The sequence below is a fragment of the Bacteroidales bacterium genome, from assembly GCA_012517825.1.
Lineage (GTDB): Bacteria > Bacteroidota > Bacteroidia > Bacteroidales > JAAYUG01 > JAAYUG01.
This window is the reverse complement of sequence record JAAYUG010000203.1, coordinates 1-14566: the sequence shown is the minus strand read 5'-3', so window position 1 is coordinate 14566 and position 14566 is coordinate 1. Positions and strand designations below refer to the sequence as shown.

At 45.2% G+C, this 14566-nt stretch carries 15 protein-coding genes; 11 read left to right on the top strand and 4 right to left on the bottom strand.

Going from position 1 to position 14566, the window contains the following annotated elements; all coding sequences use genetic code 11:
- Positions 1 to 229 (top strand): phosphate-starvation-inducible PsiE family protein (locus tag GX419_13555; protein ID NLI25722.1); only part of this gene is annotated, 229 nt, incomplete at its 5' end.
- A gap of 115 nt (positions 230 to 344) precedes the next feature.
- Here the strand turns inward: GX419_13555 and GX419_13550 are convergent.
- On the bottom strand, positions 345 to 659 hold the full coding sequence (locus GX419_13550) for a hypothetical protein (protein ID NLI25721.1): 315 nt from the start codon (positions 657 to 659) through the stop codon (positions 345 to 347).
- 37 nt (positions 660 to 696) lie between these two features.
- Between GX419_13550 and asnS the strand changes: the two genes are divergently transcribed.
- The 3 genes from asnS (at position 697) to GX419_13535 (ending at position 4274) form a co-directional block, all read left to right on the top strand.
- Positions 697 to 2094 (top strand): asparagine--tRNA ligase, encoded by a 1398-nt coding sequence (gene asnS / locus GX419_13545; GenBank protein ID NLI25720.1) that lies wholly within the window; start codon positions 697 to 699, stop codon positions 2092 to 2094.
- A gap of 80 nt (positions 2095 to 2174) precedes the next feature.
- Positions 2175 to 3653, top strand: a complete 1479-nt coding sequence (gene rpoN, locus GX419_13540; GenBank protein ID NLI25719.1) for an RNA polymerase factor sigma-54 — start codon at positions 2175 to 2177, stop codon at positions 3651 to 3653.
- 9 nt (positions 3654 to 3662) lie between these two features.
- On the top strand, positions 3663 to 4274 hold the full coding sequence (locus GX419_13535; GenBank protein ID NLI25718.1) for a hypothetical protein: 612 nt from the start codon (positions 3663 to 3665) through the stop codon (positions 4272 to 4274).
- Here the strand turns inward: GX419_13535 and GX419_13530 are convergent.
- The 3 genes from GX419_13530 to GX419_13520 form a co-directional block, all read right to left on the bottom strand.
- Entirely contained in the window at positions 4255 to 5361 is a 1107-nt protein-coding gene (locus GX419_13530) for a hypothetical protein (GenBank protein ID NLI25717.1), read from the bottom strand. The two genes, GX419_13535 and GX419_13530, sit on opposite strands and share 20 nt — an antisense overlap.
- Positions 5362 to 5365: 4 nt before the next feature.
- Positions 5366 to 6145, bottom strand: coding sequence for a radical SAM protein (locus tag GX419_13525; protein NLI25716.1), 780 nt, complete (start codon positions 6143 to 6145; stop codon positions 5366 to 5368).
- Positions 6146 to 6244: 99 nt separating this feature from the next.
- Complete coding sequence (locus tag GX419_13520) at positions 6245 to 7216, bottom strand: tetratricopeptide repeat protein (GenBank protein NLI25715.1); 972 nt, start codon at positions 7214 to 7216, stop codon at positions 6245 to 6247.
- A gap of 147 nt (positions 7217 to 7363) precedes the next feature.
- Between GX419_13520 and gldA the strand changes: the two genes are divergently transcribed.
- The 7 genes from gldA to GX419_13485 all read left to right on the top strand — a co-directional run.
- Positions 7364 to 8284: a gliding motility-associated ABC transporter ATP-binding subunit GldA gene (gene gldA, locus GX419_13515; protein ID NLI25714.1), complete on the top strand. Its 921-nt coding sequence runs from the start codon at positions 7364 to 7366 to the stop codon at positions 8282 to 8284.
- Positions 8285 to 8297: 13 nt separating this feature from the next.
- Positions 8298 to 9521 (top strand): transaldolase, encoded by a 1224-nt coding sequence (locus GX419_13510; protein ID NLI25713.1) that lies wholly within the window; start codon positions 8298 to 8300, stop codon positions 9519 to 9521.
- Positions 9522 to 9556: 35 nt separating this feature from the next.
- On the top strand, positions 9557 to 10231 hold the full coding sequence (gene ung / locus GX419_13505; protein NLI25712.1) for a uracil-DNA glycosylase: 675 nt from the start codon (positions 9557 to 9559) through the stop codon (positions 10229 to 10231).
- Positions 10232 to 10309: 78 nt separating this feature from the next.
- The gene (locus GX419_13500) at positions 10310 to 10891 is read left to right on the top strand and encodes a TetR/AcrR family transcriptional regulator (GenBank protein NLI25711.1); all 582 of its coding nucleotides are present in this window, start codon (positions 10310 to 10312) and stop codon (positions 10889 to 10891) included.
- Positions 10892 to 10974: 83 nt separating this feature from the next.
- Complete coding sequence (locus GX419_13495; protein ID NLI25710.1) at positions 10975 to 12510, top strand: TolC family protein; 1536 nt, start codon at positions 10975 to 10977, stop codon at positions 12508 to 12510.
- A gap of 74 nt (positions 12511 to 12584) precedes the next feature.
- A complete protein-coding gene (locus tag GX419_13490) occupies positions 12585 to 13622 on the top strand; it encodes an efflux RND transporter periplasmic adaptor subunit (GenBank protein NLI25709.1) in 1038 nt (345 codons plus the stop codon).
- A gap of 74 nt (positions 13623 to 13696) precedes the next feature.
- The coding region (locus tag GX419_13485; protein ID NLI25708.1) for an efflux RND transporter permease subunit at positions 13697 to 14566 on the top strand (870 nt) is incomplete at its 3' end.

Here is a 14566-nt window from a genome sequence, read left to right as displayed (position 1 = left end):
GCTTCTTATTTCTCTGGAACTTCTCCAGACAATCAAAATGTATCTCGATGAAAAAATAGTCCATACTGAAATTGTTCTGGAAGTTGCCATGATTGCTCTTGCAAGAAAAATCATCATCATCGATTTCGAAAAAGTCAACAGCCTGAATGCCCTTGCCATTGCTGCAATACTGCTGGCACTGGCTGTTGCCTACTTCCTTCAGAAAACATCCAGAAAACGGGAAGTCTGATCACCGTTTTTATAGCAGGAACAGGACAAATAAAAAGCCAGGTCAGGCTAATTCATGTTTTGTTGCCTGATGGTTTTTTGGTTAAGCCCGGATTGCGCATTAGAAGCGAAGCGAACTAATGCGCAGTGCGTTGGCTTTGTGGGATGGCATCCGGGCAAATCCCGCTGAAACGCAGTGAAAGCGGCCCTTGCGGCACATTGCGAATGTTCTCATGAGCAATGTGGATTAAGCCCGGATTGCGCATCAGGAGAGCAAGCGAACTGATGCGCAGTGCGTTGACTTTCAGCGGCGGCATCCGGGCAAACCCCGCTGGAACGAAGTGGAAGCGGCCCTTACGGCACATTGCACACATTTGATGCGCAATGTGGATTAATTGATCGTTTCCGAAAGAAAACCAACGAAAAAGATCAGACCGGTGTTTTTCATACAAAGTGTTAATTTTGCAACTTTATTATAAGACGATTTTTATGGAAAACTTACGTCGCAGCCGCATCAGTGATTTACTGAAGACCGATCCGCACGATCAGGAAGTGCTGGTTAAAGGATGGGTGCGTACCCGGAGGGGCATTAAGAATGTGGTATTCATTGCTCTCAATGATGGTTCCATTATTCACAACATCCAGATAGTAGCCGACGCGGCGCACTTCGACGAGGAGGTTATACGGCAGATTACTACCGGAGCATGCATTGCTGTGCGGGGTATACTGAAAGAATCACCAGGTTCTGGTCAGAAGGTTGAGATACATGCTTCAGATATTACAATTTACGGGCCTGCCAATCCCGAAGAATATCCGCTGCAGAAAAAAGGACATACCCTCGAATTTCTCCGGGAAATTGCTCACCTGAGGCCGCGTACCAACACCTTCGGTGCTGTATTCCGCATCCGCCATGCCATGGCATTTGCTATACACAAATATTTCAACGATAACGGCTTCTATTACTTGCATACACCAATTATCACAGCGTCCGACTGCGAAGGGGCAGGGGCCATGTTTCAGGTTACAACACTTAATCTGCAGGATGTTCCCAAAAACGATGACGGAACCGTAGATTTTACCAAAGATTTCTTCGGCAAACCCACCAGCCTTACCGTATCAGGCCAGCTGGAAGGGGAACTTGGAGCACTGGCGCTTTCCAATATTTATACTTTCGGTCCTACCTTCCGTGCCGAAAACTCAAACACCCCCCGGCACCTGGCTGAATTCTGGATGATTGAACCCGAAATGGCTTTCTACGACATCCATGATAACATGGACCTGGCCGAAGACTTTCTTAAATATCTTGTTTCCTACGCTCTTGAGCATTGCTCTGACGATTTGCAGTTCCTTCAGAAAATGTACGATAAGGAACTGATACTACGCCTTGAATCGGTTCTGAAGGAAAAATTCGAACGGCTCTCCTATACCGAAGCTATTCAGATTCTTGAAAAATCAGGTGTGCCTTTTGAGTTTCCCATTGGCTGGGGTACAGACTTACAGGCTGAACACGAACGCTATCTGGTGGAAAAACATTTCAAAAAGCCGGTTATTCTTACCGATTATCCCAAGGAAATCAAAGCATTCTATATGAAACAGAACGACGACGGGAAAACCGTTCGTGCCATGGATGTTCTCTTTCCCCGTATAGGTGAAATCATTGGAGGATCTCAGAGGGAAGAAGACTACGACCGCCTTTATGCCCGAGTCAGGGAACTGAATCTTCCTATGAAAGATCTCTGGTGGTACCTCGAAACACGCAAATTTGGATCGGCACCCCACAGCGGCTTTGGGCTTGGTTTCGAACGACTCATTTTGTTTGTAACAGGAATGGCCAATATCCGTGATGTCATTCCTTTTCCCCGTACCCCAAAGAACGCTGAATTTTAATTGTTTATCCTCCTGACTCTTCCTCTGCCGGATGGCTTTTACACAGGAAAAATCATTATCTTTGCAGGGGAACAAATGCCATGCTTAAACAGAACCTACAGCAAAAACTGATTCAAAAGCTATCTCCTCAGCAGATCCAGATGATTAAGCTGCTGGAAATCCCTACTATGCAGCTCGAGCAGAGAATCAAAAAAGAACTGGAAGAAAACCCCCTGCTCGAAGAAGTATCTGAGGAAGATCAACCTCTGACAGAACCGCAGGACTTGATACCTCCTGATGATGACAGCGACACTGAACAAAAAGACAAAGACCAGGAAGAATTTACCCTGGAAGATTTCATGGAAGAAGATGAAATTCCTTCCTACAAACTGACGGCCAACAATAATTCACCCGATGATAAACGCGAGGAAATACCTTTCTCTGTTGGCATTACCTTCCACGAGCACCTGGAAAGCCAGTTGAATCTGCGCCCTCTTACAGAACGCCAGAAATTCCTTGCCCCCTTTATTCTCGGAAATATCGATGACGACGGATACCTGCGCAGAAAACTGGAAAACATAGCTGACGATATTGATTTCTCACACAATTTTAAGACCGACGAATTTGAGTTGCTTGAAATTCTCAGGATTATCCAGGATCTTGATCCTCCGGGGGTGGGAGCACGCGACCTGCGCGAATGCCTTTTATTGCAAATTGAACGGAAAGACCTCAGCGATCCGGCCATTGCAACTGCCCATGAAATCCTGAAGCACCACTTCGACGAATTTACCAGGAAACATTATGATAAAATAATGAATCGCCTCAACATTAACGAAGAACAGCTCAAGGAGGCGATCGACGAAATCCTGCACCTGAACCCTAAACCGGGAAGCGCGTTCAATGATCCCATGAACCGCCCGGACCATCAGATTATCCCCGATTTTATCCTCGAATACAAGGACGGAGAATTTATTCTGAGCCTCAACCAGAAAAACATGCCGGAACTCCGTATTAACAAAAATTACAGCCGGATGGCAAATGAGGCCGCCAGAAAAGACCATAATCAAAACCAGCAGAATAAGGAATTCATCAACTTTGTCAGGCAAAAAACCGAATCAGCACGATGGTTTATCGATGCCATCCGCCAGCGCCAGAACACCCTTATGCTCACCATGGAAGCAATCCTGCGCTTTCAGAAAGAATTTTTTATTGACGGGGACGAAACCAAACTCAGACCCATGATCCTGAAAGACATTGCAGAAATGACCGGGCTCGATATCTCAACGATTTCCCGCGTTGTCAACAGTAAATATATCCAAACCCATTTCGGAATTTTCTCTCTTAAGTACTTTTTCTCTGAAGGACTTCAAACCGAAAGCGGAGAAGAAGTTTCCTCGCGCGAAATCAAAAAAATTCTTCAGGAAACAATTGAAAATGAAGATAAAAGAAAACCTGTTACCGACGAACAGCTGACCAAAATCCTTCAAAAGAAAGGATACCAGATTGCCCGGCGCACAGTGGCCAAATACCGGGAACAGTTAAATATACCCGTAGCCAGACTTCGGAAGGAATTACACTGAAAGAAAACTATGGAAAAAAAACTGGCTGCCGTACTGAGTTTTCTTTTGCATCCTGCATTTGCCCCCCTGATTTCCCTGATTATCCTTTTCTATTCTCCTACCTACCTCAGCTTAATCGCCCCTTCCTGGAAGCAGAGGATCCTCCTGATTACCGCCGTGGGTACGGTTCTCATTCCTTTCAGCCTGTTGCCTTTGCTCTATTTCCGCAAACTCACCGAACAGGTCCGTTTCGGAAAACATCAGGATCGCTTTTTGCCGTTGTTTTTCAGTACCATTTCGTATTACTTCACATATCATATCTTTCAGCGCCTTGCTGTTCCGGATATTCTTGAGATCCTTCTTCTTTCCGCTACCATTACCGTGTTTGTAACGATGCTGATTACCATTTTTTATCGCATCAGCCTGCACACCATTGCCTGGGGCGGACTCACCGGAATCTTTCTCGCCTTGTGTTTACGCTTTGGCATGGTTTTTACTCCCTGGCTGATTGGCATTATCATTCTGGCAGGACTTTCAGGCTATGCCCGCCTTGCCATGCAAGCACATAAAACCGGTGAAATATATACAGGCTACCTTACCGGTTTTGCCCTGAATTTTGTGCTTATCTTTTTTCTTCGCTAGATCTCCCCTCTCTGCATTTTTCTGTCAGGAGAATCTTTATATTCCTGAATTCGGACTGTTTAATGCATGTAAAATATCCCAGCTGCTGCATCCGCGAACAGAGATATTCCTGTTCAGGCTGACCGGGTGTGGGTACCAGCACAGCTTTTTTCCCAAGCACCCGCAAATCCATAATGGTAGAATAACCACCCCGGGCAATAATCAGAGAAGCTTCCGACATCAGATAAAGAATCTGACGGGAACTGAGATGTGATACAAGCCATACATTGGACGCAGCCTTTTTTACTTCCGAAACAGAAGGTGTTCCCTGCAATATGACTGAACGATAGGGCAAATCCGATAGCTTGCGTACCAGAAGCTTTTCAAATCTGCTTCTCTGCGGCTCAGGCCCGGAAATTACAGCAAGAATGTCCGGCACCGGAATCAGCTCAGGATCAATTTTTTCCGGTTCCAGTTTCTGAAAACGTGACAACAGGCCAATGTGCCGTATGATAACTCCTCTGACGCTTACACCCCAGTTCAGGATACCCGTCAGGCTATTTTGCCCTGCTTCATCCGGAATCCAGATTTCATCAAACCGTCCGGCCCATCTGAGGATTTGACGTCGGGCAAAAGGACTAAACCAGAAAAGATACCCGGGGAAAATCGGACGCAACTGGTGGGTTATCAGAATGCAATGGGCTCTGCTTGACCACAAACCATAGCGATTGTCAGAGATGACAACATCAGGGGAAATTTCATCAATAACTTTTTCAAGGGTTTTGTGCTCCTTCTCCACAAAACGAATAAAAAAAAACAGATACCGGAAAAACTGAAAAATCTGTATGCCCCTCCCACCGATGCGCACCTTGGAACCCCTGATCAGTACATACCTCAGTTCGGGAAACTCCTTGCGCAACAGGGTCAATGAAAGACCGGAACCACCAATGATTACTTCGCAGCCAGATTCCAGCAGATCATATATAATGGGAATGCACCGTGCGGCATGCCCCAGTCCCCAGTCGAGCGGAACAACAAGCACTTTCTTTCCCCCGACAGGGAGTATGCTTTCCTTTCGCACACCAATATCCGTCCCATCACCAGCCATAATGCTAATAATAAACCTCTGCCTGCAAACCAGCAAGGGCAACCTTGCGGGCAATTTCCCGCAGTTCAGGCAGGGAAACTTTTTCCAAAGTACCGGCCGCAGTTGCCCTCTCAATGGAATAAATCATTACCAGCTCCGGCGCAAGCCTTTTTACTTCTTCCAGCCAGGCATTGATTTCCTTTTCAGTGGTATTATCTACATATTTGCCTTCGGCTATGCCCCTCACAAACAAACTCTGGATAATCAGTCCTTTTCTGAAAAGGGAAAGATTTTGCAACAGATGATGCAACGTAAAGCCCGCAGGAGGTTTGTTGATCATCCTGAAGGTATCTTCAACAGCCGTATCCAGCTTCAGAATATTGAGATCAGCTTTCATCAGGGCTTCCCTTATTTCCGGAATATGTACCCTGCTGGCATTGGAAAGAACAGCAATTTTTGCAGCAGAATAATAGGAATCCCGAAGACGGATTACTTCATCCATAATCTCCTTAAAGGAGGGGTGGAGAGTGGGTTCTCCGTTTCCTGCAAAGGTAATCGTATCAATCCCCTTGCCTTCCATGCTGAATGAGCGAAGTGTTTTTTCAAGCTCTGAAACCACCTCAGAAACCTTATGCAACCTGGCATGATGCTCCTTCTTTTGCGAAGACCAACCGCATTCACAGTATACACAATCGTAATTGCATATTTTGGCGGTGTCGGGAAGGAGGTTAATCCCCAGCGACCTGCCGAGTCTTCTGCTGAAAACCGGACCAAAAACAACCGAATCGAAAAGAAATGTACCCACAGGCAAAAAATTGATGCAAAATTAGCATGAATCGCCCGGAAAAAAATTCGCGCAAGACTTTTCTGCCAGCCTTGCGCGAATCATTTGCCTCAGACCAGCTTACTGGCATTTGAGCTTCTGCTCAATATAGTATTTGGCACTTGCCTCAAAATTTTTATCCTTCATCGCTTCACGGAATGCCGAACAGGCCTTTTCATTCTGGTTCAGGCCCATATAGGCAGTACCCAGTTCAAACTGTATTTTGCCGGCATCAGCCGGAGCAGCTAACTTCAGCCCTTTTTCGCCGGCATTCACTGCATCTTGCCATTTTGACTGTTTATTATAAATAACGGCAAACAAATAATATATATCCGAAAATTGATCATCATATTCCAGGGCTTTATTCAGGTAATCCAATGCCTGTGAATAATTCTGTTTCTTGTTCTCCTGGTTGGCCTTAATAAGCAGGAAATCACGGGCAACTTTCTTCGCCTGATCAGATGTCTTCTGATCATTGTCAGCTTTTGAAGCTTCAATGGCCTTGTCCATGGCGCCGGTTACCTGGTTAATGTCTTCCTTCTTCCGGTAAATTAATCCAATAACCAGCCAGGCCCTTGCAAATGCCGGATCAAGTTTGACGGCCTCATTAAGGTTTTCCAGTGCCTTGTCAAAATTGTTTTCTTTATAAAACTGGGTACCTATGGCATAGTAAAGCTGAGGCTCAACATCCTCCGCTTTCTTTTGTGTTTTTTCATCCCCATATTTTTTCGCCACTTCTACCGTTTTCTGAAAACGGGCAAGAGCTTCCTCCATTTTCTTATTCTTATAGGAATCATAGGCCAGATCGTAATACAATGACGGCAGGTTGGCAACAATTCCCATTTTGAGGGAATCAGCATCCGGCCCTATTGCTTCACAGAGGGCAACCGCCTTTTCGAACTGCTGAACTGCCGCTGCCTTGTCTGTTTCGAGCAGCGCGATGGCAGCATTGTATTCATCATAGGCCTCCTTGAGCGTCTGGGCACCTGCAGTACGACCATACAAAAGCGCCAGAACGATAAGAATTCCGGTTACAATTGATTTCATCTTCATATTCCCTTTTTTTTGAAACTTGACAAAGATAGAAAAGCTGTATATTTTTCAAAATTAAAGCTTTCAATTTTAATGCCAGAATTCAGATTATTTTCCATCACTCCATGAAATGGTTATTTTTGTCTTTCATAAAGCAAGCAAAAGACTATGTCAATCCAGGTACAGCATGTAACTAAAAAGTACGGAAACCAGAAGGCTCTTGATGATGTAAGCTTTACTGCCGAGCGGGGGGAGATTCTTGGTTTTCTGGGGCCAAACGGAGCGGGGAAAAGTACCATGATGAAAATAATTACCGGATATCTTGCACCCGATGCCGGCAGCGTTTTTGTTTGCGGGCACGATGTTGCACAGGAGCCCCTGGAAGCCCGGCGAAAAATCGGCTACCTGCCGGAAAACAATCCCCTTTATTATAATATGTACGTTCGTGAATATCTGTCATTTGTAGCTGGAATTTATTTTCCTGCATCCGATATTCGCCGCAGAGTTGAACAAATTATTGAACAGACAGGGCTTTCACCCGAACAGCATAAGCAGATCGGTATGCTCTCAAAAGGGTACCGGCAACGTGTTGGCCTGGCGCAGGCCCTTCTTCATGATCCGGAAGTGTTGATTCTCGATGAACCGACTTCCGGACTGGATCCGAACCAGATCGTGGAAATCCGTAATCTGATTTCAGAACTTTCTGCCAACAAAACGGTTCTTCTTTCAACCCATATTATGCAGGAAGTAGAAGCAATCTGCCACCGCATCATCATCATTAACAGGGGAAAACTGGCCGCCGAAGGGGATACCTCGGCCATGCTTTCGGAAAGTGAACCCGGCCAGCAGACAATACTTGTCGAACTTAACGGAATACTTTCTGAAAAGGAACTTCTCTCGGTCCCCGGTGTTTCAGCAGTAAGAAAGGCGGGCGAGTACCGGTGGGTCATCTCCGGTGCTACCGAACCCGATATCCGGTCAACCCTGTTTGCCTTTGCCGTTGAACGCGGACTGGTTGTCCTTTCCCTGCAACGCAAAGAGAAAAACCTGGAAGAAGTATTTCGTGAAATAACCAATAATTCCATTTAAACTTCAACATCGTATGAATGATTATTTGCAAGCTCTGGTATTTGAATTTTTACAGGAACAAATTGATGACGAGCCTCTTCAGACCCGCCCTGATCCCTTCTGGTCGGCCCTGAAAGCAACCGGTACGGAAATATGGCTTGATACCGGCGACATGGAAGAAGCGGCCAAAATCTGGACGGCCGAAATGACAGCCCTCACTACCAACAACACCCTTCTGAATATGGAAATCCAGAAGGGCATCTATGACGACTTCATTGTGAGGGCAAAAAAGGTTGTGGGCAGCCTCCCCCTGCAGGAGCAGGTGCAGGAAATTTCTTTCATGCTGAATGCACGCCATGGCCTGCGCCTTGTAAAAAGGTTCGGCGGATATGTAAGCGTAGAACTGCACACCGATACAGCGTACGATATTGATGCCATTGTTGCTTACGGAAAACGGTTTCATAAGATACAACCGGAGAAATTTATCATCAAGGTTCCCTACACAGCAGAAGGCTTACTGGGAGCAAGAAAGCTGGGTGAAGAAGGTATCCCTGTAAATTTTACCCTTGAATTTTCAGCCAGGCAGAATGTTCTGGTTTCATTAATTGCCAAACCCCGCTATTTAAACGTTTTTCTTGGCCGGATCGGAGCCTATCTCAAAGACAACAACCTTGGCGATGGTTCAGGTGCCGGTGAAAGAGCTGTCCTTTCGAGTCAGCAATGGATCACCAAACTGAATGAAGGAAGAAAAGTCGCTACCCGCCTCATAGCTGCTTCGTTGCGAAGTGCCGACCAGCTTGAAAAACTGGCTGGTGTGGATGTGTTCACCATACCGGTAAAAGTAGCTGCCGACGGAAGAAAAAACCTCAGCGGAAATTTCTCTTCGCGCCTCAATACTGTTTACCCTGTCCCTCTTAACGAGTCCGGCAAAAATACACTGGTTGAAAAGTTCTGGGAAGTAAGCGATGCCGAAGTGTCTCTGGCAAAAGAAATTGATGCAAATCCTCCTTCTGCCGGCAGAGAAATTATAAGAAAAGCACATGAAGCAGGACTTTCTGATCTTTTTCCTCCACTGAGCGAAGAGGAAAAACAGTTCATCGCTTCCGACGGCAAGATCCCAAAGTTTGCCCGCTGGGAAAAAGAAATACGGCAGAAAAAACTGGCCCCCGACACCCTTCTCAACCTTGCCGGCCTCGCCAGTTTCACCCAGGATCAGCAGGCACTCGATGACCGCATCAGAAAACTTATCTCTGCCTGAGGAACTACTTCTTTTAATCGAAACTTTTGTGCGGTATGGGAGAAGTGAACCCGAAAATCCATGAAAGCTGGCTGGAAGTTCTGCGAGACGAGTTTGAAGCCCCCTATTTTTCTGCCCTGAAAGATTTTCTGGTTGAAGAAAAAAAACACTTCCGGGTGTATCCTCCCGGTCCGCTGATTTTCAACGCATTCAACAGCACCCCTTTTGATCAGGTTAAGGTGGTTATTCTTGGCCAGGACCCATACCATGGGGAAGGACAGGCACATGGACTTTGCTTTTCAGTGCCTCACGGAATCAAACCACCGCCTTCCCTGATCAACATTTTTAAAGAACTGCAATCTGATCTGGGCATACCGTTCCCGTCGCACGGGAATCTTCAAAGCTGGGCCGCACAGGGCGTTCTGCTGCTGAACGCCACCCTTACGGTTCGCGCAAATAAACCCTTTTCCCATACCGGAAAAGGATGGGAAATATTCACCGATAACGTGATTCGTAAGATTTCGGAAAAAAAAGAGCATGTCGTTTTTCTCCTCTGGGGGAAACACGCCCAGGCCAAGGAAACCCTCATCGACCTGAACAGGCATTATGTGCTTAAAGCCGCTCACCCTTCTCCCTATTCAGCCAACGGTTTTTTTGGCTGCCGTCATTTTTCCCGCACAAACGAATTACTTAAACTCCATGGTTTTCAGGAAATTGACTGGCGACTGTAAAATTTTTTTTTGCTTTTTGTATATACAATTAAAAAATTTATGTACTTTTGGACCGTTTTTATCAAATAGTCGAATCAGATGACGGCACGACTCGAGATACGGGATCAAATCATAGAAACGGCCAGCCGTATTTTCAGTAAATACGGTTTCCGTAAAACGACGATGGACGAAATTGCCCGCGTAATGGGCAAAGGGAAGAGTTCAATCTATTACTATTTCAAAAACAAGGAAGAAATTTACGAAGCAGTAATAGACCGCGAAACAGAAATCCTGCGAAGGGAACTTGTCAGAGCAATTTCCCAGGCTGATACTCCCCAGGAAAAACTCCGCCGGTTTGTTGAGGTACGTATGCGTATCTTCAGCAAGCTTTCCAATGTTTACAATGCCATTCGAACCGAAGTTGTTGCGCATCTTGCCTCCATCGAAAAATTCCGGCAGAAATATGACCGGGAAGAAATTCATATGTTACAGGATATTTTACAGGAAGGTGTGGATAAAGGAGTTTTCCGGATTGAGGATACCCTCCTTACAGCAACGGCCATCGTAACTGCCCTGAAAGGACTTGAAGTTCCTTTGTTCTGGTCTGGTGTGCGAAAAGACACCGAAGAAAGAATGAACGATTTATTAAATGTTCTGTTTTATGGTATACTAAATCGCTAATTTTTTTTGCCTATTTTTCGACTTTTCGTCTTTTTTAGTCTATTTATTATTTTATTTAATGTATGAATGTAAAAATGAAAGATATGAAAAGAGTGTTCACGAATCAAATTCGACCTTTTAAATCAAATGGTCGTATTATTCTAATTTTTTGTGTTCTTTCACTTGCTTCGCTATTCTATTCCGCTTCAAGCCAGACATATATTTCTCTGGATGAATGCCGGAAAAGGGCCATCGAACAGAATTATCTTGTGAAATCAGCTCAAATGCAGGCTGATGCAGCAAAATCGCTCAGTAAGGCAGCGTTTACCAACTTTTTGCCGAATGCAAGTATCAACGGAACATATACCCGTTTGAACCGCGATATTAAACTCTTCGGCGAAGACCAGTTTCTGCCGATAGTCCCTTATACAGCTCTTACCCAGGAAGGCAAAATCAATCCCGCTGCATTTCAGGATCCTTCCATTGCCCCGACATTCCTTGCCTTTAATCCTGTAACCCATCAACCCCTTATGGATGCCTCAGGCCATCCGGTATTCAAAGAATATGCCTGGATGCCTGCTTCCGCCATGACGTTCGATTTCCGCAATGTATGGATGGTAAATGCCGGTATTGTTCAACCAATATTCACCGGAGGAAAGGTGCTCGAAACCTGGAAAATGGCAAAGGTAAATCATCAGATTGCCCTATCGGCCAGAAATTATCAGGTTTCTGACGTGCTCTACAATACCGAATATTACTACTGGACATTGGTTTCCGTCAGGGAAAAAGTCATCCTCGCACGCAAATACCTCTCCCTCCTGGAACAGCTTTCTCAGGATGTGAATAACTACTATGCGGAAGGAATTATTACAAAGACGGATGTGCTCAAAGTGGAAGTCAAGAGGGAAGACGCCGAACTGCAACTGCTGAAAGCACAGAACGGTGAAAAACTCGCATCCATGGCATTATGCCGTATCACGGGACTTCCTTTGAATTCCGATCTGGTACCTTCTGACTCCCTGTCTATCTCTCCCATTCTGCCTGTTGCAGACAGTTTGGTTCAGACAGCCTATTTGCAAAGACCTGAACTTATGATACTTAAGAACACCGTTGACCTTGCCCACCACAACACAGGGCTGATGCGTTCGCGCTTTATGCCCAACCTCGGTCTTACTGTCAATTCGGTATGGCTTAATCCCAATCCCTTTGATGGTCTTTCCCATAATTTCGGACAGGATGTCAACATTGGTGTGGTATTCAATGTGCCGGTGTTCCATTGGGGCGAACGATACAATACCCTCAAAGCTGCACATCTTCAGGAAGAAGCTGCCCGGAATCAGTACGACGAAGCTGCATCAATGGTTAATCTGGAAATCCACCAACTCTGGTTCTCATGGAAAGAAGCCGTTAAAAAAGCTTCCATTGCCGACCGGAATTTTCAGCAGGCTGAGGAAAACATGAAACTCTGCACCGACAAATTCCACGAAGGCATGTTGAAAGTTACCGACTTACTCGAAGCTCAACTACTTTATCAACAGGCCTGGTCAGAAAAAATTGAAGCTCAGACCGAATGCAAACTTTCTGAAATCAAATTGGCTAAAGCTACCGGATCATTGACGGCAGAAACCGCCAGCAAATAAAAATCTCTCTGTTTCCATATACCCAGAAATTAAGGCATCAAATTACTAATAACATGATTTTAAACTTTTTATCTATGAAAAAGCAGATAATATTTCTTACGGTACTTTTTGTTTCACTGATGAGCGGATGCAGGTCGAAAAATACCATCCCCGAAAAAACCGAAGAGAGTATCAGAGTAAAAACTGTTGTCGCAGCAGAAGGAGAAATCTCGCCGGTGAATGAATATTCGGGAACTGTGAAGGCATTCAGGGAAGCTAATGTTGGTGCAACTCTTCCTGGAAAAGTTGAAAAATATTATGTCCGTGAAGGCGATTTCGTGAAGAAAGGCGCTCTTCTGGCGGAAATGTCAGGAGAACTTTACACACAAGCTGAGGCCGAGCGGATTGCCGTTTCAAAAGATTTTGAAAGGGTTAAAAGGCTTCTGGAAAAAGGGAGCGTAACCCAGCAGGAATATGACCACGTGAAAGCCATGTATGATGCGACCGTTGAAAAAACAGAAATGCTTCGTAAGAATACCCGCATCACAGCTCCCTTTGATGGCATAGTTGCTGAATATCTTGTAAAAGAGGGGGAAAACTATTTCTTCTCCCTGCCTCTTGAGCCGGGTTACTCAATGACATCCGGACTTGTAAAAATCATTCAGACCGATCAGATTAAGGTAGTATTTGAAGTGAATGAGCGGGACCTCCGTTTTGTAAAGCCCGGTACTGGAATCTCCTTCGTTTGCCCGGCTCTTGCCGATACATTTCATGCCCGCGTATCGTCCATCAAGCCAATTGTCTCAACAATTACCCGTTCGGCCACCGTTGAAGCCGTCTGTGCCAACAAAAACTTCACTCTTCTTCCCGGAATGTCTGCTTATGTTTTTATCAACCTTCCTCCTGTTAAAGGAATCATAATACCAGACAATGCTATTTACAACCGGCAGGGCAGCTCCATTGAATCCGTTTTCGTAATCAGGGATAACAAGGCCCATGAAATAAAAGTTGAACGACTTGCCAGCAGGAATGGATTGACCGTGGTGCATGATATTGAACCGGGCAGCCTGGTGGCCATTACGGGGAAAGACAAACTATATGAAAACTGTCCGGTTATTCTTGCTGACAAATAATAATACCCGCAAGAATCCACAGGTAAATTGATGAATAAATCTTTTATAAACCGTTGTTTAAAAAACATTGAAAAATGAGACTTCCAAAGATAGCCGTTAACAGACCCGTATCCACCCTGATGGCATTTGTGGCGGTATTGGTTATGGGTACCGTTTCCTATTTTTTTCTTCCGCGTGATGTCCTTCCCAATATTGAACTTCCGTCACTGACAATTATTACAATTTATCCGGGAGCTTCAGCTGAAGAAGTGGAACAGCAGGTTACACGTCCTCTTGAACGCGTGCTGGCCGGAGCACAAAGCATGAAAAAAATTTCATCCATTTCACGCGAAAACGTTTCATTGATTTCCCTTCAGTTTAACTGGGGAACCGATGTTACTGATGCTGCCAATAATGCACGCGATCTGGTTGAACTCGTTAAATCGGATTTGCCGGCAGAAGCGCGTCAGCCTTATATCATGAAACTGAATAACGCTATGATGCCGGTTGTTATTTACGGTATCACCGCAAATGAAAGTTATCCGGCCATAGAAAAAATCATTGAAGACAATATTTCTTCTCCTTTGCGTAAAGTGGAAGGCGTTGGTACAGTTCTTTATATTGCTCAGCCAACAAGAGAGATCCGTATTGAAGTGGATCCATTCAAAATGCAGGCTTATCACCTCAGCATTGCCCGCGTCACCGAAGCGCTGAAACTTCAAAATACCAGTATTCCGGGTGGGGTTATCAAAACAGGAGATCACGACTTTTCGGTTAAAATACCCGAAGCCTTTACTTCTGCCGAAGATATACGTAAAACTGTACTCAGTTCGGTCAACGGACAGATTGTTCGCCTTGCAGATATTGCAACGGTGACAGACGATCTTAAAGAAAAAGACGAAATAGCACGTACAAATGGTACAAGGGCCGTAGCTCTTTTCGTTCAGAAACAATCTGGAGCAAAT